Source organism: Falsiroseomonas selenitidurans, from assembly GCF_012103215.1.
GTDB classification, from domain to species: Bacteria; Pseudomonadota; Alphaproteobacteria; order Acetobacterales; family Acetobacteraceae; genus Falsiroseomonas; species Falsiroseomonas selenitidurans.
Genome location: NZ_JAAVNE010000021.1, coordinates 26,407 through 47,417, shown reverse-complemented (window position 1 = coordinate 47,417; position 21,011 = coordinate 26,407). Strand labels below are relative to the sequence as shown.

The 21,011-nt window shown below is 72.0% G+C and carries 18 protein-coding genes; 12 read left to right on the top strand and 6 right to left on the bottom strand.

The window, feature by feature from the left end; all coding sequences use genetic code 11:
* Positions 1-149: 149 nt before the first annotated feature.
* The 3 genes from HEQ75_RS14180 to HEQ75_RS14170 are packed head-to-tail and all read left to right on the top strand — an operon-like array spanning position 150 to position 1,265.
* A complete protein-coding gene (locus HEQ75_RS14180) occupies positions 150-368 on the top strand; it encodes a YgaP family membrane protein (RefSeq protein WP_168031633.1) in 219 nt (72 codons plus the stop codon).
* Position 369: 1 nt separating this feature from the next.
* Positions 370-798, top strand: a complete 429-nt coding sequence (locus HEQ75_RS14175) for a YeeE/YedE family protein (RefSeq protein ID WP_168031631.1) — start codon at positions 370-372, stop codon at positions 796-798.
* Positions 799-806: 8 nt separating this feature from the next.
* On the top strand, positions 807-1,265 hold the full coding sequence (locus HEQ75_RS14170) for a DUF6691 family protein (protein WP_168031630.1): 459 nt from the start codon (positions 807-809) through the stop codon (positions 1,263-1,265).
* 24 nt (positions 1,266-1,289) lie between these two features.
* On the opposite strand, the gene HEQ75_RS14165 is transcribed toward HEQ75_RS14170, so the two are convergent.
* The 3 genes from HEQ75_RS14165 to HEQ75_RS14155 all read right to left on the bottom strand — a co-directional run bounded on the left by HEQ75_RS14165 (position 1,290) and on the right by HEQ75_RS14155 (position 5,199).
* Positions 1,290-2,537, bottom strand: coding sequence for an MFS transporter (locus HEQ75_RS14165; RefSeq protein WP_168031628.1), 1,248 nt, complete (start codon positions 2,535-2,537; stop codon positions 1,290-1,292).
* A 90-nt stretch (positions 2,538-2,627) separates the two neighbouring features.
* Positions 2,628-3,488 (bottom strand): isocitrate lyase/PEP mutase family protein, encoded by an 861-nt coding sequence (locus tag HEQ75_RS14160; RefSeq protein WP_168031626.1) that lies wholly within the window; start codon positions 3,486-3,488, stop codon positions 2,628-2,630.
* Between the two features lie 202 nt (positions 3,489-3,690).
* Positions 3,691-5,199, bottom strand: coding sequence for a DegQ family serine endoprotease (locus HEQ75_RS14155; protein ID WP_168031624.1), 1,509 nt, complete (start codon positions 5,197-5,199; stop codon positions 3,691-3,693).
* A gap of 116 nt (positions 5,200-5,315) precedes the next feature.
* Between HEQ75_RS14155 and HEQ75_RS14150 the strand changes: the two genes are divergently transcribed.
* Positions 5,316-5,987: a winged helix-turn-helix domain-containing protein gene (locus tag HEQ75_RS14150; RefSeq protein WP_168031621.1), complete on the top strand. Its 672-nt coding sequence runs from the start codon at positions 5,316-5,318 to the stop codon at positions 5,985-5,987.
* Positions 5,980-7,320, top strand: a complete 1,341-nt coding sequence (locus tag HEQ75_RS14145; RefSeq protein ID WP_168031619.1) for a sensor histidine kinase — start codon at positions 5,980-5,982, stop codon at positions 7,318-7,320. The genes HEQ75_RS14150 and HEQ75_RS14145 overlap by 8 nt, the downstream gene beginning before the upstream one ends.
* A gap of 13 nt (positions 7,321-7,333) precedes the next feature.
* Here the strand turns inward: HEQ75_RS14145 and HEQ75_RS14140 are convergent, their stop codons facing one another.
* Entirely contained in the window at positions 7,334-8,203 is an 870-nt protein-coding gene (locus tag HEQ75_RS14140) for a branched-chain amino acid aminotransferase (RefSeq protein WP_168031617.1), read from the bottom strand.
* 130 nt (positions 8,204-8,333) lie between these two features.
* Between HEQ75_RS14140 and HEQ75_RS14135 the strand changes: the two genes are divergently transcribed.
* From HEQ75_RS14135 to HEQ75_RS14120, 4 genes are all read left to right on the top strand, one after another.
* A complete protein-coding gene (locus HEQ75_RS14135) occupies positions 8,334-8,618 on the top strand; it encodes a UxaA family hydrolase (protein WP_168031615.1) in 285 nt (94 codons plus the stop codon).
* Between the two features lie 13 nt (positions 8,619-8,631).
* Positions 8,632-9,807, top strand: a complete 1,176-nt coding sequence (locus HEQ75_RS14130) for a UxaA family hydrolase (RefSeq protein WP_168031613.1) — start codon at positions 8,632-8,634, stop codon at positions 9,805-9,807.
* A 54-nt stretch (positions 9,808-9,861) separates the two neighbouring features.
* A complete protein-coding gene (locus HEQ75_RS14125) occupies positions 9,862-10,446 on the top strand; it encodes an HD domain-containing protein (RefSeq protein WP_168031611.1) in 585 nt (194 codons plus the stop codon).
* Between the two features lie 71 nt (positions 10,447-10,517).
* Entirely contained in the window at positions 10,518-12,140 is a 1,623-nt protein-coding gene (locus HEQ75_RS14120; protein ID WP_168031609.1) for an ABC-F family ATP-binding cassette domain-containing protein, read from the top strand.
* A 6-nt stretch (positions 12,141-12,146) separates the two neighbouring features.
* Here the strand turns inward: HEQ75_RS14120 and treY are convergent, their stop codons facing one another.
* Both treY and treZ read right to left on the bottom strand, forming a co-directional pair.
* Entirely contained in the window at positions 12,147-14,798 is a 2,652-nt protein-coding gene (treY, locus tag HEQ75_RS14115) for a malto-oligosyltrehalose synthase (protein WP_168031607.1), read from the bottom strand.
* The gene (gene treZ / locus HEQ75_RS14110) at positions 14,795-16,594 is read right to left on the bottom strand and encodes a malto-oligosyltrehalose trehalohydrolase (RefSeq protein WP_168031606.1); all 1,800 of its coding nucleotides are present in this window, start codon (positions 16,592-16,594) and stop codon (positions 14,795-14,797) included. Before treZ ends, treY begins: the two co-directional genes overlap by 4 nt.
* A 197-nt stretch (positions 16,595-16,791) precedes the next feature.
* Here treZ and glgX point away from each other — a divergent pair, with 197 nt between their 5' ends.
* The 3 genes from glgX (at position 16,792) to HEQ75_RS14095 (ending at position 20,948) form a co-directional block, all read left to right on the top strand.
* Positions 16,792-18,987: a glycogen debranching protein GlgX gene (gene glgX, locus HEQ75_RS14105; protein WP_168031604.1), complete on the top strand. Its 2,196-nt coding sequence runs from the start codon at positions 16,792-16,794 to the stop codon at positions 18,985-18,987.
* Positions 18,988-19,314: 327 nt separating this feature from the next.
* Positions 19,315-20,313 carry a Bug family tripartite tricarboxylate transporter substrate binding protein gene (locus tag HEQ75_RS14100; RefSeq protein WP_168031602.1) on the top strand — a complete coding sequence of 333 codons (999 nt, stop codon included), beginning with the start codon at positions 19,315-19,317 and terminating at the stop codon, positions 20,311-20,313.
* A gap of 8 nt (positions 20,314-20,321) precedes the next feature.
* Positions 20,322-20,948, top strand: a complete 627-nt coding sequence (locus HEQ75_RS14095; RefSeq protein WP_168031600.1) for a DedA family protein — start codon at positions 20,322-20,324, stop codon at positions 20,946-20,948.
* The last annotated feature ends 63 nt before the right edge of the window (positions 20,949-21,011 follow it).

Genomic DNA, 21,011 nt, shown 5'->3' with positions numbered 1-21,011 from the left:
CGCAAGCGAAGACGGTGAAACGGCTCCAGCATATTGCCCTGGCCGCCATCAGCACCGCGGGGGGTCGTCTTCATCGCCCTCGTTCATGTTGACATATTAGAAGATACGAAGATATAAATCTATTACCCATCCGCTGAAGGAATCAGATCATGGCCAATGTCGGTTCGCTCGATCGCACCCTGCGCTTTCTCCTCGGCGCCGTGCTGGTCCTTGCCCCTTTCCTGCTGGCGGAGGCCTTCGCGCCGCTGGGCGCCTGGCGCTACGCGGTGGTGGCCTGGGGCGTGGTGATGATTGGCACCGCCGCCTTCCGGTTCTGCCCGGCCTACACGCTGCTGGGTATCCGCACCTGCCCGGCCGGCAAGGCCTGACATGATCGCCACCGCCTTCACGCCAGCCGCTTCGCTGCTCGGCGGCGCCCTGATCGGCGCCGCCGCGGTGGCGCTGATGGCCGCCACCGGGCGCATCGCCGGCATCAGCGGCATCGCCGCCCGCCTGCTGCCGCCCTATGCCGATGCCGGCCTGGGCGGACGGCTCGCCTTCGTGCTCGGCATCGTCCTGGCACCGCTGGTGGCGGGGCTGGTGACGGGCACGGTGCCGGTGCCGCGGATCGAGGCCTCCCTGCCCCTCCTGGCGCTGGCCGGCCTGCTGGTGGGCTTCGGCGCGGTGTGGGGCAATGGCTGCACGTCCGGCCACGGGGTCTGTGGCCTGGCGCGGCTGTCGCGGCGCTCCCTGGTCGCCACGGCGGTGTTCATGGCGACGGCCTTCGCCACCGTCCTCGCAACCCGCCATCTGCTCTGAGGCGCACCATGCTGATCCTGCTGCACTTCGCCATCGGCCTGGTCCTCGGCCTCGGGCTCGTGATCGCCGGCATGGCGGACCCGGCGAAGGTGCTGAACTTCCTCGACCTCGCCGCCATTCCGGCCGGCGGCTGGGATCCCAGCCTGGCCTTCGTCCTGGCCGGCGCCGTTGCCGTGACCGCGCTGGGCTACCGCCTGGTGCTGCGCCGGCCGCGGCCGCTGTTCGACACGCGCTTCCACCTGCCCACAGCCACCGACCTCGACACTCGTATCCTCCTCGGGCCGGCAATCTTCGGTATCGGCTGGGGCCTGGCCGGCTTCTGCCCCGGCCCGGCGCTGACCGCGCTGACCACCGGCGGCGCCCCGGCCTGGCTGTTCCTGGCCGCCATGTTCGCCGGCATGGCCGGCGCCCGCTGGCTAGCGGCGCGCCCGGCCGCCAGCCTCGCCCCGGTTTCGCCAGGGCGCTGACGGGCGGATGAAGCGTCCGGGCCGTCACCCCGGTCGCGGCGTGTTGGCGATGGCCGTGCGCGGCCACAGGTGGCGCCGGAAAGCCAGCCCGATCGCCACCGTGCAGCCCAGGCCCAGCGCCGCATACAGCGTGGTGGCGGCGGCGAAGCCCAGCCCGGCGATGGCCGGGCCGGACAGCAGCAGGCCGATCGGCAGCCCATAGACCGCCAGCATCCGCAGCCCCATGACGCGGCCGCGGAACGGCTCCGCCGCGCAGCGCAGCAGGATGACGGACATCGGCACCATGGCGAAGGACTGCGTGAAGCCGATCAGCGCCATCAGCACCATGCCCGGCGCCGGGTCGCGGATCCAGGCGAAGACCATCAGCATGGGAAACCAAGCGAGGCAGGACAGCACCATGCTGCGCGCCGGCGCCAGCGCCGCCCCGCGGGCGATCACCACCAGCGTGCCGGCCAGTGCGCCGCCGGCGAAACAGGCGACCAGCGTGCCCAGGCCGCTGCGGTCCAGCCCGTAGATCTCCCGCGCCACGAAGGGCAGCAGGCCGCCGGTGGTGGGGAAGGCCGCCAGGTTCACCAGGAAGGCCAGCAGCATCGTGGCCAGCAGCGGCGGGTTGCCGCGCACATGGGCGATGCCGTCGCGCAATTCCCGCCAGGGGGAGGCACGGGCGAGGCGCGGCCGCGCCGGCACCGCCATGCTCAGCGTGCAGGCGAGCGAGAACAGGTACAGCCCCGTCACCACCAGGTAGGCCGCGCCCAGGCCCAGCGTCGCCACCAGCCCGGCCCCGGCCAGTGCCCCGGCGATGCGCGCGGAATCCGCCGTGCTGCGGGAGATGCCCATGGCCTGCGTCATCTGCGCCGGCGGCATGCTGGCCGCGATCAGCGCGCTGCGCAGGCCGAGGTCGGAAGGCCGCACCAGCCCCATCAGCGCCGCCACCGCCACCACCTGCCACGGCCCCAGCGTGCCGCCCAGCGCCATGGCGGCGATGGCGGCCGCCTGGCAGGCGTAGAAGCCGCGCATGGCGGCCAGCAGCCGGCGATGGCCGATGCGATCGCCCACCACGCCGAACATCGGTGCCACCAGCGTGCCCAGGAACTGCAGCGCCGCGAAGGCGGTCAGCCAGACGACGGAGCCGGTTTCGACCAGCACGAACCAGCCGAGCACCAGCGTCTCGATCTCGAAGGCCCAGGAGGTGGCGAGGTCGGCCGGGAATTGCCGGCGGAAGGCCGCCTGGCGAAACGGCGCCAGGCTCGCCAGGCGCAGCAGGGGCGTCACGCGCAGGAAGCCTCCCGCATCGTCACCTGGACCATTTCCTCCGTCGTCGCGGGCAGTATGGGCCAAGGCCCGCGCGACGGAAGGGGGGCTTCAGCCGCCCAGGAAGTCGCGGATCGCCGCGTCGTAGTGTTCCTCGCGCTGCCAGCGCTTCGTGCTGGCCGCATCCGGCAGGCCCTTGAGGTCCTTCGGGGCCGTGCCTTCCCGCAGCGCCTTCAGCGTCTCGTGCACCGCCTGCATGGCGGCGGGGAAGGTGGCGTGGCCCTGCAGCGCCACCCGCGCGCCGTGCTGCGCCAGGGTGGCGGCGCCGCCCAGCCCGGCCTTGGCGCTGCCCACCAGGATCGGCAGGCCGGTTGCCGCCCGCAGGGCATCGAGCTGGGCGGGATCCGCCAGCCCGGTGACGAAGATGCCGTCCGCCCCCGCCTGCGCATAGGCGGTGGCGCGCGCCACCGCATCCTCCACCCCCGTGACGGCCAGGGCGGAGGTGCGGGCGACGATGACCAGCGACGGGTCGGTGCGGGCGGCGAGCGCCGCGCGGATCTTGCCCAAGCCTTCCGCCAGCGGCAGCAGCGCCGTGGCCTCCGGGCCATAGGGGCGGGGCAGCAGCGTGTCCTCGATGGTCAGGGCGGCGACGCCGGCGGCCTCCAGCTCCTCCACCGTGCGCATCACGGACAGCGCATTGCCGTAGCCATGATCGGCATCGACCAGCAGCGGCGGCGCCCCGCCGCGGGTGATGCGGCGGATGAGGTCGGCGAATTCGGTCAGCGTCAGCACGATGTGGTCCGGCGCGCCGAGCACGGCCAGCGAAGCGACGGAGCCGCCCAGGATCGCCGTCTCGAAGCCGAGATCGGCGGCGATGCGGCCGGAGACGGCATCGAAGACGGAGGCGGGGTGCACGCAGCCCGGGCCGGCGAGCACGGCGCGGAAGGCCTGGCGGCGTTCGGTGGCGGTCATTCTGGGGGACGTTCCTTCGCAGGTTGGCGCGAAGGGTAGAGCATTTCCAGGTCGGGCGGAATCGCCCGGCGACTCGGGAAATGCGCAAAAACAAGAAGCTGGCACGCCGCCGGGCGGCTGAAAGCCCACCCGGCGGCGCCAGGGTCCACGCCGCCCGCCCCGCCCCCCGCAGGGGCACGAAGCCGGGCGGCGTGATGCCGCCTCAGCCCTGCTCGCGCAGCGGCACGGCGACGAAGGCGCGGCCACCCTCGCGGTCGATCTGGAAGGCCACCGCCTCCCGCCCCGCGCGGCGTGCGGCGCCCAGCGCCTCCGTCACGTCGCGCGGGTTGCGCACCTCCTGCCCGCCGATGCGCAGGATCACGTCGCCGGGGCGCAGGCCGCGGCTGGCGGCCAGGCTGCCCGGCTGCACCTCCGCCACCTGCACGCCGGCGCCTTCGCCCTTGCGCGGCATCAGCCGCAGGCCGAGCGTGGCCGGGGCGGCCTCCGCCCCAGCCTGGCCCGACCCGCCCTGCCGGGCGCCGGCCTGCTGCTGCGGCTGTTCCCGCAGGCCGATCGTCACCTGGCGCTGCACGCGTTCCCCATCCCGCAGCACGGTGATGGCGGCTTCGCTCTGCGGCTGCTGTTCGGCCACGGCGATGGCGAGGTCGCGCGGGCTGGCGATCTCCCTGTCGCCCAGGCGCACCACCACGTCGCCGGAACGCAGGCCGGCGCGGGCGGCGGGGCTGCGCGGCTCCACCCCGGCGACCAGCGCGCCCTGCTGGTTCGGCAGGTTCAGGGCGGAGGCCAGTTCGCTGTCGATCGGCTGCATCGACACGCCAAGCCAGCCGCGCGCCACCACGCCATCCCGCTGCAGATCGGCGATCACGTTGCGCGCCATGCGGGCGGGCACCGCGAAGCCGATGCCGACATTGCCGCCGGAGGGCGCGTAGATGGCGGTGTTGATGCCCACCACCTCGCCATTCGCGTTGAACAGCGGGCCGCCGGAATTGCCCGGGTTGATCGGCGCATCGGTCTGGATGAAGTCGTCATAGGGCCCGGCGCCGATCTGCCGCCCGCGGGCGGAGACGATGCCGGCGGTCACCGACCCACCAAGGCCGAAGGGGTTGCCCATGGCCACCACCCAGTCGCCGACGCGCAGCGCATCGCTGTCGCCCCAGCTGAGGCTGGGCAGGGTTCCGCCGGCTTCCACCTTCAGCACGGCGAGGTCGGTCTGCGGGTCGCGGCCGACCACCCGGGCCTCCAGCTCCCGCCCATCGGCGAGTTCGACGCGGACGGTGCTGGCTTCCCCCACCACATGGTTGTTGGTGACGATGTAGCCGGCCGGGTCGATGATGAAGCCGCTGCCCTGGCCCATGCTGCGCCGGCCCTGGGGGGGGCGCGGGCCGGGGCGCTGCTGGCCTTCGAAGCGGCGGAAGAAGTCCTCCAGCGGCGTGCCGCGCAGCTGCGGCGGCACTTCGGTCGCCGCCGCGGCCTGCGCCCGGCCGGTCACCGTCACCCGCACCACGGCGGGGGCGACGCGGGCGGCGAGGTCGCCGAAGCCCTCCGGGCCGGCCTGACGCGGCAGGGTGATGGCGGCGCCAGGGGTCGGGGAGGGCTGGGCGTTGCCGGCGAAAGGCAGGGTGGTGAGCGCGCTGGTGCCGAGCGCGAAGGCAAGCAGGCCGGCGGCGAGCAGGCCGCGGCGGCGCGGGGCGGGGGTGGGGGAGTTGCTCATGGCGTCGTCCTTCTGCTGGATGCCATCCTGGATGGCCCGACCTGCCATCTCGGGTGGCCCTCTCACCGGGGCCTCGCGGCTGTCCTACGAATTGGTAAGGTTGGAGGAGGCGGTCCTTGCGCATCCTGCTGGTGGAGGACGATGCCGGCACGGCGGCGGAGGTCTCCCGCGGCCTGACCGGGGCGGGCCACTTGGTGCACCATGTGGCGGATGGCAGGGCCGGGCTGATGGAGGCGATCGGCGGCGGCTACGACCTGCTGGTGGTGGACCGGATGCTGCCGGCGCTGGATGGCCTCGGCCTGGTCCGCGCGCTGCGCGCCGCCGGCGTGGCGACCCCCGCCCTGATGCTGACCGCCCGCGCCGGGCTGGGCGACCGGGTGGAGGGGCTGGATTCCGGCGCGGATGACTATCTCGCCAAGCCCTTCGCCTTTGCCGAGCTGCTGGCCCGGGTGCATGCGCTGGGCCGCCGCCCGGCGCTGAACGCGGAGCCCAGCACGCTGCGGGTGGCCGATCTGGAGATGGACCTGCTGCGCCGCAGCGTGAGCCGGGCGGGGCAGCGGATCGACCTGCAGCCGCGGGAGTTCCGGCTGCTGGAGGTGCTGCTGCGCCATGCCGGGCGGGTGGTGACGCGCAACATGCTGCTGGAACAGGTGTGGGAGATCCATTTCGACCCGAAGACCAGCGTGGTGGAGACGCATATCAGCCGGCTGCGCGCCAAGCTGGGGGAGCCGAGCCTGATCCACACCCTGCGCGGCGCCGGCTACGTGGCGCGCCCGTCCGATGCCTGAGATCCAGGAGGACCGGACCCAGGAGGATCGGCCGACCCGCTGGTACGCCACCACCGGCTTCCGCATCACCCTGCTGCACCTGGCGCTGACCCTGCTGGGCACGCTGCTGCTGGCCGGGATCGGCTTCTGGGCCTCCTCCCGCTTCGCGGCGCAGCAGATCCAGGCGGAGATCGAGCGCGATGTCGGCGTGCTGCTGAACGCGGCGCGGCTGGGGGGCGCGCCCTCGCTCGCCTTGTCCATCGAGGCGCGCATCGCCTCCGACCGCAGCGGCACGCAGTATTTCTTCCTGTCCGGGCCGGATGGAGGGCGGGTGGCCGGCAACCTGGCGGTGGCGCCGCGGCCGGATGGCTGGGCCACCATGCGGCTCGATTCCGCGGCGGCGGACAGCGTGCTGCTGGCCTATGGCACGGCGCTGCGCGGCGGATTCTTCCTGCTGGTCGGCCGCGACCTGGCCCCGGTGCGGGAGCTGGAGGCGCGGTTGCTGGGCGCCGCCGGCTGGGTGGGGGGTGCGGCGCTGCTGCTGGCGCTGGGCGGCGGGCTGGTGGTGGGGCGCAGCGTGGTGCGCCGCGCCGCGCAGATGGAGCGCGCCCTGGCGGAGGTGGAGGCCGGGCGGCTGGAGACGCGGCTGCCGGCGCGGCCGGGCGGCGACGAATTCGACCGGCTGGCCCGCCGCCTGAACGCCACGCTGGACCGCCTGCAGGCCACCATGGCCGCGCTGCGCCAGGTGACGGACGACATCGCGCATGACCTGCGCACGCCCCTGACCCGCCTGCGCCAGCGCCTGGAGACCCTGGAGGGGGAGGAGGCGGAGGCGGCGGTGGCCGAATGCGACCGCATCCTGGAGATCTTCGCCGCCCTGCTGCGCATCGCCCAGGTGGAAAGCGGCGCCCGCCGCGCCGGATTCCGGGCCGTGGCGCTGGCCGAGGTGGCGGAGACGGTGGCGGAACTCTACGCCGGCGCCGCCGCGGAACGTGGCCAGACCCTGGCGCTGGACCTCGCCCCCGACGTCACCCTGCAGGGGGATCGCGACCTGTTGGCGCAGATGCTGGCGAACCTGGTGGAGAACGCCATCCGGCATGGGCGGGAAGGCGGGCGGGTGACGCTGGCGCTGCGCCCGGGGCCGGAGATCACCGTGGTGGATGACGGCCCCGGCATCCCCGCCGAGGCCCGCGCCCTGGTGCTGCGCCGCTTCCACCGCCTGGATGCCAGCCGCAGCAGCGCCGGCACGGGTCTCGGCTTGGCGCTGGTCGCCGCGGTGGCGGAACTGCACGGGCTGGCCCTGGCGCTGGAGGATGCGGCGCCGGGGCTGCGCGTGCGGCTGACCGCCGCCTGATCGGCACCTCGTCTCAGGCCGCGACCTTCGGCAGCACCCGCCAGGTGGCTTCCGCCCAGTCGAAATACAGCGTCCGCGCCTTCTGCCCCAGCGGCCCCGGCTGCATGTGCCGGCCCTGCCAGTTGGAGACGGGCAGCACCTTGCCGTAATTGCCGGTGGAGAAGATCTCGTCCGCCGCGTCCAGCTCCTCCGGCCGCACGGCGCGTTCCTCCACCACCACGCCGGCTTCCCGCAGCAGGGCGATGACGCGGCCGCGGGTGATGCCGGCCAGGAAGGTGCCGTTCAGCGCCGGGGTGATGACCTTGCCATCCTTGGCCAGCATCAGGTTGGCATGGGCGAATTCCGCCACATTGCCGATCGGGTCCAGCACCACCGCCGCGTCGAAGCCGCGTTCTGCCGCGAAGGATGCGGCGCGGGAGCCGTTGGGATAGAGGCAGGCGGCCTTGGCATTGGTCGGCGCCTGGTCCGGCGCCGGGCGGCGCTGGGGCGCCAGGCAGGCGGAGAAGCCCTTGTACGCGGGCAGCGGGCTGTCGTAGATCGCCAGGACGAAATCCGTGCTGTCCGGGTCCGGCCGCGCGGCGCCGAGGCCGCGGCGGATGAAGAACATCGGGCGGATATACAATTCCGCCTCCGGCCCCATGCGGGCGATGCCTTCCCGGCACAGCGCCTCGATCTCGGCCGGCGTCAGGGTCGGCTTCATCAGCATGTTCAGGGCGGATTGCACGGCGCGGGCGCAATGCAGGTCGAGGTCCGGCGCGACGCCGCCGAAGGACCGGCCACCGTCGAAGATCACGCTGCCCAGCCAGAAGGCGTGGTCCATGGGGCCGATGATCTTCGGCTCCTCGGTCGACCAGGTGCCGGCATACCAGTAGACGCCCGCCATGGTGGCAGCCCCCTCTTGCGCTGTTGTCCCGCCCCCTGAATGGCACGTCCCCGGGGAGGGTTGAAGGGGCGGTTGAAGGGGGCGGGAAGCGGGCCTAGGGTGCGCCTCCAAGCGTTTCCGGGGGGAACAGATGACGATCCATTTCGTCGTCCATGATGAGGGCGACAGCGTGGGCGTGGTGGTGGTGGAAGGCCTGAAGGCCGGCACCAGCCTGAATGGCTGGATCATGGACCAGGACAGGATGATGGCCTTCGACGCGAAGTCGGACATTCCCATCGGCCACAAGCTGGCCATCCGGCCCATCGCCAAGGGCGACACCATCATGAAGTACGGGGTGGATATCGGCCGCGCGGTGGCCGATATCGGCGCCGGCGAGCATCTGCACGTGCACAACGTCAAGACCAAGCGCTGGTAAGGGGACGCATCCGATGGGCCTGAACCTCAGGGACGCCTCCTTCGAAGGCTGGCGGCGCGAGAACGGCCGGATGGGCGTGCGCAACCACGTCATCATCCTGCCGGTGGACGACCTCTCCAACGCCGCGGCGGAAGCCGTCGCCAACAACATCAAGGGCGCGCTGGCGATTCCGCACGCCTATGGCCGGCTGCAATTCGGCGCCGACCTGGAGCTGCACTTCCGCACGCTGATCGGCACCGGCACCAACCCGAACGTCGCCGGCGTCATCGTCATCGGCATCGAGCCGGGCTGGACCGGCCGGATCGTCGAGGGCATCGCCAAGTCGGGCAAGCCGGTCGAGGGCTTCGCCATCGAGCAGAATGGCGACATCAACACCATCGCCAGCGCGTCGCGCGCCGCCTACCGGCTGGTGAAGCATGCCTCGAAGCTGAAGAAGACCAGGGCGCCGCTGGTGGAGCTGTGGGTTTCCACGAAGTGCGGCGAGAGCGACACCACCTCCGGCCTCGCCTCCTGCCCCACCGTGGGCAATTCCTATGACAAGCTCTGGGCCAACGGCAACACGCTGGTCTTCGGCGAGACGACGGAGCTGACCGGCGGCGAGCACCTGGTGGCCGCGCGCTGCAAGACGCCGGAGATCCGGGCGCAGTTCCAGGCGATGTTCGACCGCTACCAGCGCGTGGTTGAAGCGAACAAGACCAACGACCTGTCCGACAGCCAGCCGACCAAGGGCAATATCGAGGGTGGCCTGACCACCATCGAGGAGAAGGCGCTCGGCAACATCACCAAGATCGGCAAGAAGTGCACGGTCGATGGCGTGCTGGACAAGGCCGAGGTGCCGACGCATTCCGGCCTCTGGTTCATGGACAGCTCCTCCGCCGCGGCGGAGATGGTGACGCTCTGCGCCGCCTCGGGCTTCGCGGTGCACACCTTCCCGACCGGCCAGGGCAACGTCATCGGCAACCCGATCCTGCCGGTGATCAAGCTGACGGCGAATCCGCGCACCCAGCGCACCATGTCCGAGCACATCGACGTCGATGTGACCGGCCTGCTGCAGAAGCAGATGAACATGGACGAGGCCGGGGAGGCGCTGCTGGATTGCATCCTGCGCACCGCGGAGGGGGAGCTGACGGCGGCGGAACTGCTCGGCCATCGCGAGTTCAGCCTGACGCGCCTTTACGAGAGTGCCTGACAGGGGCCGCGCCGGCGCGGCCAGCCCGCCCGGCGCTTCTCCGGACCGCCTGCCTTGACCCCCGTCATCTTCGCCGAATTGCAGCGGCGCCATGCCGAACCGCACCGCGCCCATCACGACTGGGCGCGGATCGCGGGGATGCTGGCGATGACGGAGGACATCGCCCACGCCCTGGCGGACAGGCCGGCCTTCATCCTGGCCGTGCTGTTCCACACCGCCGTCTTCGACCGCACCCGCCCGGACAGCGAGGCGCGCAGCATCGCCGTGATGCGCGACATGCTGGACCGGACCCTGCCGCGGCCGATGCTGGACCGCGCCACCGTGCTGATCCATGCCGTGCTGCGCCAGGAATTGCCGGAGACGGACGACCCCGGCCTGCGCGCCGATGCCGCGCTGATCTGCGACATGGACCATGCCGTGCTGGGTGAGCCGGCCGCGCGCTTCATGGCCTATGAGGCAGCGAACCGCCGCGAATACGCGCATCTGCCGGATGAACGCTACCGCGCCGGCCGCATCGCCGCCTACCAGATGCTGCTGTGGCGCGACCGACTCTACCTGACCGACCGCTTCCATCTGGAGCGGGAGAAGCGTGCCCGCCGCAACATCGACGCGGCGCTGGACCGACTGGAGGAGGCGTAGCCATGCCGGCCCTTGAACCGGGCCGCCCCGTGCCTTAACCCCCCGGCAAACCGCAGCCGGCCCCTTCGCACATGATCCGCCTGGACAACATCAGCAAGCAGAACGGGCGCCAGCTCCTGTTCATCGAGGCGTCCGCCGCGCTGCAGCGGGGGGAGAAGATCGGCCTGGTCGGGCCGAACGGCGCCGGCAAGACCACGCTGTTCCGCATGATCACGGGCCAGGAACCGCCGGATGAGGGCCTGGTGCTGGTGGACCGCGGCGTGACCATCGGCTTCTTCAGCCAGGATGTGGGCGAGATGTCCGGCCGCAGCGCGGTGGCGGAGGTGATGGACGGCGCCGGCGATGTCAGCACCGTGGCGGCGGAGCTGCGCGAGCTGGAATCGGCCCTCGCCGACCCCGACCGGGCGGATGAGATGGAGGCGCTGATCGAACGCTTCGGCGAGGTGCAGGCCCGCTTCGAGGAGCTGGGCGGCTATGCGCTGGACGGCCGCGCGCGGGAGGTGCTGGCCGGCCTGTCCTTCAGCCCGGAGATGATGGATGGCGATGTCGGCGCGCTGTCCGGCGGTTGGAAGATGCGCGTGGCGCTGGCGCGCATCCTGCTGATGCGCCCGGATGTCATGCTGCTGGACGAGCCGAGCAACCACCTGGACCTGGAAAGCCTGATCTGGCTGGAGAACTTCCTGCGCGGCTATGACGGCGCGCTGCTGATGACCTCCCACGACCGGGAATTCATGAACCGCATCGTGCGCAAGATCATCGAGATCGATGGCGGCGCGCTGACCAGCTATTCCGGCGACTACGGCTTCTACGAACGCCAGCGCGCCTTGGCGGAACAGCAGCAGCAGGCGCAGTTCGAGCGCCAGCAGGCGATGCTGGCGAAGGAGATCGCCTTCATCGAGCGCTTCAAGGCCCGCGCCAGCCACGCGGCCCAGGTGCAGAGCCGGGTGAAGAAGCTGGACAAGATCGACCGCGTGGAACCGCCGCGCCGCCGCCAGGTGACCAGCTTCGAATTCCTGCCGGCGCCGCGGTCCGGCGACGACGTGGCCAAGCTGCGCCAGGTGCACAAGCGCTATGGCAGCCGCGTGATCTATGAGGGGCTGGACCTGCTGGTGCGGCGGCGCGAACGCTGCTGCGTGCTGGGTGTGAACGGCGCCGGCAAATCCACCCTGCTGAAGCTGGTCACCGGCAGCACGGAACCGGACGAGGGCACGGTGACGCTCGGCGGCAGCGTGAAGCTCGGCTATTTCGCGCAGCATGCGATGGAGCTGCTGGACGGCGACCGCACCGTGTTCCAGGCGCTGGAGGATGACTTCCCGCGCGCCCCGCAGGGCTCGCTGCGCGCGCTGGCCGGCTGCTTCGGCTTCACCGGCGACGATGTGGAAAAGCGCTGCCGCGTGCTGTCGGGTGGCGAGAAGGCGCGGCTGGTGATGGCGAAGATGCTGTACGATCCGCCGAACTTCCTGGTGCTGGACGAACCGACAAACCATTTGGACATCGCGACGAAGGAGATGCTGATCGCCGCCCTGGCGCAGTATGAGGGCACCATGCTGTTCGTCTCGCATGACCGCCACTTCCTCGCCGCCCTGTCCAACCGCGTGCTGGAACTGACGCCGGAGGGGCTGCACGATTATGATGGCGGCTACACCGAATACGTGGCGCGCACCGGGCAGGAGGCACCGGGCCTGCACGCATGAACCGCGTCAGGCTGCCCGCACGAACACCGCCACCGGCAGGTCGCGCAGCGCTTCCGCCACGTCCAGCCCGCCCCGGCTCCGCAGCACCCGACCGGTCAGCAGATCCTGCCAGGCGGCGTCGGGCCAGTCGAGGCGCGTGCCGCCCCAGTCGGCCTCGCCGGGGAAGCGTGCGGCGACCACGCGCAGCGCCTGCCCGCCCCGGGCGCGGGCGAAGGCGACAAGCCGCTCCGGCGCCGCCAGCGGCGTGTAGTCGCCCTCGGCATACAGCGCCGGCTGCGCCGCACGGTGCGCCAGCAGCGTCGTCGTCAGGGCGAGTTTCAGGCGGCCATCCCGCCAATCCTCCCGCAGCGCCCGGATCGCGGCACCGCGGTCCTGCGCCATGGCGGTGGTGATGTCGGCCAGCGCCGCCTCCCGCCGCGCGTAATCCACCGGGCGGCGGTTGTCCGGATCGACCAGGCTGAATTCCCACAGCTCGGCGCCCTGGTAGGTGTCCGGCATCCCCGGCAGGGTGAGCTTCAGCGCCGTCTGCACCAGGCTGGTGTCCAGCCCCAGCCTTGCGATGCGCGCCTGGAAGGGCAGGAAGGCGCCGAGGAAGTCGCGCGAGTCCAGCGCACGATGCAGGAAGGCCAGACTCGCCTCCTCATAGGCCGCATCGGGCGCGGCCCAGTTGGAATGGCGCTTGGCTTCGCGCAGGGATTTGGTCAGCGTGCCTTCCAGCCGCGGCAGCATGGCCGCCGCATCGCCCTCCCACGCCCCGAGCATCAGCTGGTACAGCAGGTATTCGTCGTTGCGGTCCGGCGCGCCGGCGCCGTGCGTGGCGCGCAGGAGGCGTGACCACCCCTGCACCTGCGCCGCCCATTCCGCCGGCAGCGTCGCCAGCGCCGCCAGCCGCGCGCGCATGTCCTCGCCGCGCTTGGTGTCGTGGGTGCTGGTGGTGAGCATGGCGAGCGGCCAGTCGCGCGCCCTTGCGGCATTGGCCGCGTGGAATTCCGCCAGGCTGACGCCGAAATGGTCGGGATGGCCGCCCACCTCGTTCAGTGCCACCAGCCGGTTGTAGCGGTAGAAGGCGGTGTCCTCGAGGCCCTTGGCCATGATCGGGCCGCTGTATTGCTGCAGCTTCATCGCCAGGCGCTGCACCGCGTGGCGCGCGAAGCCACTGCGCGGCTGTGCCACCAGATCCGCGGTCAGCAGCCGGTGCAGGAAGTCGAAGACGCTGGGGTCGAGATCCGGTTCCTGCCGCCGCGCCGCGGCGACCGCGGTGGCGATCTCCGCCCGGTCGGCTTCGGCGGGCGGGCCGGCGGCATCGACATAGCTGCGATAGACATCGAAGCCGGCGACGATGGCGGCCAGGCCGCGGGAGAGGATGTTGCGCGTGAAATCCGCGCTGCGGGGCGTCTGCTGCGCGATGTGGGCGGCCTCACGCGCCAGCATCGCCAACTCGCCCGCCATCTCGTTGCGCATGATGCGGCGCTTGCAGTCCTGCACGATGGCGGCGAAGCCCTGCCGCTCGCCGGTGAAATCGGCATAGAGCCGCGTCAGCGGCGCCTCGCCCGCCGGGTCCAGCAGCACGCCCATCACGAGGTTGGCGAATTCATAGCCGGTGGTGCCCTGCACGGGCCAATCCGAACGCAGCGCCTCATGCCGCGCCAGGATCTTCTCCACCACCAGGTAGAAGGGCCGCGGCGCGGCCTCCCGCAACGTCAGCAGGTAGCCCTTCGGGTCCAGCAGGCCGTCCACATGGTCGATCCGCAGCCCGTCCAGCGATCCATCCGCCAGCAGCGCGAAGACCAGGCGGTGCGCATGCTCGAACAGCTCCGGCAGTTCCATCCGCAGGCCGGCGAGTTCGTTGATGTTGAAGAAGCGGCGGTAGTTGATGTCGTCCGCGGCGACGCGGAAATGCGCGGCGCGCCAGTGCTGGTCGCGGATCAGCGCATCCAGCGCCGTCTTGTCCGCATTCAGCGCCGCCACCGCGCGGTCCACGGCGGCGCGCCGCGCGGCATCGGCGGCGACGCGCGCGGCGAGCCCCGCCTGCAGATCCCGCGCCCGGGCGGCGATGCGCGGCCGCCAGTCCGGCAGGCCGGCGAAGGCATCGCCCAGGCGTTCCAGCACCGGGTCGTCCTCCCCCAGCACGCGGCCGTAATGCAGCGGGCAGATCGGCAGCCTGTGCGTGCCATAGGCCCAGATCGCGAAGCGGCCCTCCGCCGCATCGAAGCGCAGTTCAAGCTGCCCGGCTTCCAGCACCGCGCCGTACTGGTCGCCCAGGAAGGGCACCAGCAGCCGCCCGGCCTGCCAGCCGATGTCGAACCAGCCGGCGAAGTCGGACGCCTCGCCCCATTCCAGCACGTCCAGCCACCAGGGGTTGTCGGCCCCGCCGACGCCCATGTGGTTCGGCACGAAATCCAGGATCTGGCCGAGCCCGTGCGCCTTGAAGGCGGCGACCATGGCGCGGAAATCCGCCTCCGTCCCCAGTTCCGGGTTCAGCGCCGCGTGGTCGACGATGTCGTAGCCATGCGTGCTGCCCGGCCGCGCCTTCAGCCAGGGCGAGGCATAGACATGGCTGATGCCGAGCCGGGCGAGGTAGGGCGCCAGCCGCGCCGCATCGGCGAAGCGGAAGCCGGCGTGGAATTGCAGGCGGTAGGTGGCGCGCGGGGCGGTCATGCCGGCTCCTCGATCGACCAGCCTGTGCTCCAGGGGCCGAAGCCTTCGCCTTCCTGCCAGATCGTCCGGCCAGGCACCGGGAAGGCGGCGATGGGCTGGTCGGACAGGTTGGCGACCAGGTGCAGCGTGCCGCCGCCTTGCAGCGCCCAGCCCACGGCGACCGCGCCCGGCGCGAGCAGATGGAAGCGTCCACCCTGGCGGATGCCCCCCAGGCGCGGGACGATCTCCGCCCGGCGCACCGCCAGGATGGCGCGGTGCCAGGCGAGCCATTCGGCGTGCGGCGGCTGCCCGGCCTCCTCCCACCGCAGCTTCGCGGCCTGGAAGGTCGCCGGCGCCATCGGGTCCGGGATGCGGTCGCGGCTGGCCGGGTCGGCGAATTCGGGAAAGCGGGCGAATTCGGCACGGCGGCCCTGCCGCACCGCCTCCGCCAGGTCGGGGCCGAAGTCGCAGAAGAAGGGGAAGGGCTGCGCGGCGGCCCATTCCTCGCCCATGAACAGCATCGGCACCTGCGGCAGCAGCAGCAGGGTCGCGGCCGCGGCGCGCAGCGCGGCCGGCGGCGCAAGCTGCGACAGGCGCTCGCCGAAGGCGCGGTTGCCCACCTGGTCGTGGTTCTGCAGGAAGGCGATGAAGGCGGTGGGCGGCAGGCCGGCGCTGGGCTCGCCGCGCGGATGGCCGCGATAGGGCATCGCCTGGCCCTGGAAGGCGAAGCCTTCTGCCAAGGCGCGGCCCAGCGCTTCCGTGTCGCCCTGGTAGTCGGCGTAGTAGCCTTGGCGCTCCCCGGTCACCGCCACATGCAGCACATGGTGCGCGTCGTCGTTCCACTGCGCGGTGTAGCGCTGCGGCCGGCCCTGCGCATCGCGCGCCAGGCGGCGCGCCTGGTTCTCCTCATTCTCCAGCACCAGGTGCACCGGGCGGCCGGGCACCGCCGCGCGGACCCGGGCTGCCAGCTCATCCAGGAAATGGCGCGGGCTGTCGTCCAGGATCGCGTGCACGGCGTCCAGCCGCAGCCCGTCCAGGTGGAATTCCTCCAGCCAGTACAGCGCGTTGTGCAGGAAGAAGTCGCGCACCGGCCCGGAGTCCGCCCCGTCGAAATTCAGCGCGGCGCCCCAAGGCGTGCGGTGGCGGTCGGTGAAGGCTTCGGGCGCGATGGGGTGCAGCCAGGCGCCCTCGGGGCCGAAATGATTGTAGACCACATCCAGCAGCACCATCAGCCCGTGGCCATGGGCGGCCTGCACCAGCGCCTTCAGATCCTCCGGCCGGCCGTAGCTGGCATCGGGGGCGAAGGGCAGGACGCCGTCATAGCCCCAGTTCCGCGCCCCCGGGAAATCCGCCACCGGCATGATCTGCAGCGCGGTGACGCCCAGCGCCGCGAGATGCGGCAGGCGCTCGATCGCCGCACGGAAGCTGCCCTCCGGCGTGAAGGCGCCGATGTGCAGTTCATACAGCACGGCCTCGGCCCAGGGGCGGCCGTGCCAGGCGGCGTCGGTCCAGCGATGCGCCGCGGGGTCCACCACCTCGCTCGGCCCGTGCACGTCCTGCGGCTGGTGGCGCGAAGCCGGGTCCGGCACCAGCAGGCCGTCCGGCAGCCGGAAGCGATACCGCGTGCCGGCGCCGGCCGCCTCGGCCACCAGCTCATGCCAGCCCCCGGCGTCGCGCCGCATGGCCAGCGTCGGGCCGCCTTCCAGCACCAGGGCGACCTGGGCGTGGGAAGGGGCCCAGAGGCGGAAACGCACGCCGCCCCCCGGCAGCAGGGTGGCACCGAAGGGCAGGGCGTGGGCACGGGCGACAGCATCCATGCGCGGAGAACCGGGCACCGCCGGCATCGTTCCATCGCCAGGCGAAAAATTGCCGCTCCGGGCCGAAAGCGCCGTCGGCCGGGGAACGGGCGGCCGTGTCGGATGTTGCTGCGGCAGCCGGCCCGCATCTGGGCCGGCGCTGCGAGGAAAAAGAGGTCTGGATGCGGATACGGCCCGTGCTTGAATCACCGCGCGTGATGCGGCGCACCCGCATCCGCGAGGGCCTGCCCTTTCCGCTCGGCGCCAGCTGGGACGGGCTGGGGGTGAACTTCGCCCTGTTCTCCGCCCATGCCACCCGCGTGGAGCTCTGCCTCTATGACGATGCCGGCGAGACGGAGCTGGAGCGGATCGAGCTGCCCGAATACACGGACGAGGTCTGGCACGGCTACCTGCCGGATGCGCGCCCCGGCACCATCTACGGCTACCGCGTGCACGGCCCGCACGCGCCGGAAGCGGGGCACCGGTTCAACCCGCACAAGCTGCTGCTGGACCCCTATGCGCGCGCCATCGTCGGCGACCTGACCTGGGGCCCGGCCTGCTTCGGCTACCAGCTGGAGACCGGCGACGACCTGACCTTCGACACGCGCGACAGCGGCCCGCTGGTGCCGAAATGCCGCGTCATCGACCCGGCCTTCACCTGGGGGCGGGAACGCAGCCCTTCCGTCGCCTGGGACCGCACGGTGATCTACGAGACGCATGTGAAGGGCATGACCCGGCTGCACCCGGCCCTGCCGGAGGAACTGCGCGGGACCTATGCCGGCCTCGCCTCGGCCGAGGTGGTGGACTATCTGCGCGGCCTGGGCGTGACGGCGGTGGAGCTGCTGCCGGTGCACACCTTCCTCAACGACCAGTTCCTGCTGGACAAGGGGCTCAGCAACTACTGGGGCTACAACACCATCGCCTTCTTCGCGCCGGGCCGACGCTACGCCCACAACCCGGCCTTCGCCTTCTCCGAGTTCAAGCAGATGGTCGCCCGGCTGCACGATGGCGGGCTCGAGGTCATTCTCGACGTCGTCTACAACCACACGGCGGAGGGCAATGAGCGCGGGCCGATGCTGTCCTTCAAGGGCATCGACAATGCCAGCTACTACCGCCTGCTGCCGGACCAGCCGCGCTACTACATCAACGACACCGGCACCGGGAACACGCTGAACCTGTCGCACCCCCGCGTGCTGCAGATGGTCACCGACAGCCTGCGCTACTGGGCGACCGAGATGCGCGTGGACGGCTTCCGCTTCGACCTGGCGACGATATTGGGGCGCGAGGATCACGGCTTCGACGAGGGCGGCGGCTTCCTGGACAGCTGCCGGCAGGACCCGGTGCTGTCGCGCGTGAAGCTGATCGCGGAGCCCTGGGATTGCGGCCCCGGCGGCTACCAAGTGGGCGGCTTCCCGCCCGGCTGGGCGGAATGGAACGACCGCTTCCGCGACACGGTGCGCGCCTTCTGGAAGGGCGACGAGGGCCAGGCCAGCGACCTCGCCTGCCGGCTGGCGGCGTCCGGCGACATGTTCGACCGGCGCGGCCGCAAGCCCTGGTCCAGCGTGAACTTCATCACCGCGCATGACGGTTTCACGCTGCACGACCTGGTCAGCTACAACGACAAGCACAACGAGGCGAATGGCGAGGGCGGGCAGGACGGCCACGACCACAACCTGTCCTGGAACCACGGCGCGGAGGGGCCGACCGATGACCCGGCGATCATCGCGCTGCGCGAACGCCAGAAGCGCAACATGCTGGCCACCCTGCTGCTGTCCCAGGGCACGCCGATGCTGCTGGGCGGCGACGAGTTCGGCCGCAGCCAGGCCGGCAACAACAATGTCTACTGCCAGGACAACGAGACCAGCTGGGTGGACTGGGCCGGAATCAACGCGGAAGGCCGCGGGCTTGCCGCCTTCACCCGCAAGCTGATCGCGCTGCGCCAGAACTTCCCCGTGCTGCGCCGCGCCCGCTTCCTGAACGGCGCGCTGGACGAGGAGCTGGGCATCCGCGACGTGAGCTGGCTGACGCCCTCCGGCACCGAGATGGAGAACGGCCATTGGGACGACCCCAATGCGCGCTGCTTCGGCATGCTGCTGGATGGCCGCGCGCGGGCCACGCGCATCCGCCGGCCGGCCGGCGACGCGACGCTGCTGCTGGTGCTGAACGCGCATCACGACGTGGTGGAATTCGCCCTGCCGGAACCGCCCGCCGGCCAGCGCTGGCTGCTGCTGGTGGACACCAACACGCCGGAGCTGGACGAGCCGGAGCCCTTCGAATTCGGCCACCCCTATCTGGTGACGGGGCGGTCCCTGCTGCTGCTGGTGCTGCACCCCGAAGCCGGCGGCCGCGCCATCCTGACCGCGGCGCGCACCGCCCTGCTGGCCGGTACCGCGCCGCCGCCCTTCCCGGCGTGATCCCGGGCCTGGGAGCCGCCCCGCGGTCTTTCCGGCCCCGCTCTCCTCGCTGTCGCGCCAGCATGGCACCAACGCCATCCAGGGGCCGGGCCGCGCATGGTCGGATGCGGAACACGACGCGCTGGCGCCGGGGCCGAGACACCGTTCGAGACCGCCGGCGGCTGAGGGGCGGCAGGCGATTTTTCGGCCCGGCAAGGAAGCAGGGGCGGAAAGGCCGGCGCCTGAGCGATGCTCCCCGCGCCCGGGCAGGATCGCATGCGGGCGGTGGCGCAAACCGGCCGCCGCCCCTATCTTCCGGCCAAGACCAACCGGAGGACCTGTTCCACAATGACCGTTTCCCGCCGCGCCCTGCTGGGCACGACACTCGGCGCGCCCTTCGCCGCCACCCTGCCGCCGCTGGTGGCGCCCGCCCTGGCGCAGACCCCCTGGCCCGGCCGCCCGGTGCGCGTGGTGGTGCCGTGGCCGCCCGGCGGCTCCACCGACGTGCTGTGCCGGCTGCTCTGCGAGCAGCTCTCGCAGAAGACCGGCCAGCCCTTCGTGGTGGAAAACCGGCCCGGTGCCGGCGGCAACATCGGCGCCGACCAGATCGCGAAGAGCACGCCGGATGGCTACACCATGGGCCCGGTCACGGTGGGGGGCTGGTCGATCAACCAGTACCTCTATGCCCGCCTGCCCTATGACCCGGCGAAGGACATCACGCCGATCTCCATGCACTGGGAACTGCCGAACGTGCTCGCCGTGCCGGCGGCGCATGTGCCGGCGACCAACCTGCGGGACTTCGTCACCTGGGCCAAGGCGAAGCGCGGCGGGGTCAACTACGGCTCCCCGGGCGTCGGCACCACGCCGCACCTCTCGGGCGCCATGTTCACCAACCGGCTGGGGATCGAGGGCGTGCACGTGCCGTTCCGCGGCGCGGCGCAGACCATCCCGGCGCTGCTGGGCGGCGACGTGGATTTCGCCCTGGACAATCTGGCCTCCTACGTCCCGGTCATCGCCTCGGGCAGCATGCGCGCCCTGGCGGTGACCAGCGCGACGCGCTGGCCCACCCTGCCGGATGTGCCGACCATGGCAGAAGCCGGGGTGCCGGACTTCGTCGTCACCTCCTGGTGCGCCATGGCCTTCCCGGCCGGCGTGCCGGCGGCCATCATCCAGCGCGCCGCCGCCCTCATCAAGGAGGTGTCGGAGACGCAGGCGATGCAGGACCGCTTCCTGCGCACCGGCGCCCGTGCCCTGTACGGCACGCCGGAGGAAGCCGCCGCCCGCGCGTCGCGGGAGCGGCCGATGTGGCAGGAGGTGGTGCGCATCTCCGGCGCCCGCCTGGAATAGCCGGCGCCGTGGAGGCCCTCGGCGCGTCGCTGCTGGACTGGGCGCATGCCCATGCCGGCTGGGCGCCGCTGGTGGCCTTCGCCGTCGCCTTCATCGAATCCGTGCCGCTGCTGGGCATCCTGCTGCCCGGCTCGGCGCTGCTGATCGGCCTCGGCCTGCTGGCCGGGGCCGGCGCCTTTCCGCCCGGGCCGGTGCTGCTGGCCGCCATTGCCGGGGCGGTGCTGGGCGATGCGCTGGGCTTCTGGTTCGCGCGCGCGGTCGGCCCGCGCCTCGTGCGGCGTCATCTGCCGCGCGGGCAGCGACGCTTCTATGCCCGGATCGTGGTGCTCTCGCGCCGCTGGGGCGGCTGGACCATCTTCGTCGCCCGCTTCGTCAGCCCGATGCGCGCCGTGGCCCCGCTGGTGGCCGGCGCGACGCGCATGCCGCAATGGCATTTCCAGGCCGCCAATATCGGCTCCGCCCTGATCTGGGCGCCAGTGCTGCTGGTGCCCGGCGCCATCGCCGGCCACCTCGCCGCCCTGCTGGATGGCCGACCCTGGATGGTGCTGCCGCTGGGGCTTGCGCTGCTGGCCGTCTGGTTCGGGCTGCGCGCCGCCCTGCGCCGCTTCAGGCCCGGATTCGCCGCCAGGCCGTGACCCGAGGCGGCCGCAGGGCCCGGCCGCCGGCGTGAGGGCCTTGCATCGCGCATCTGCCAGGGC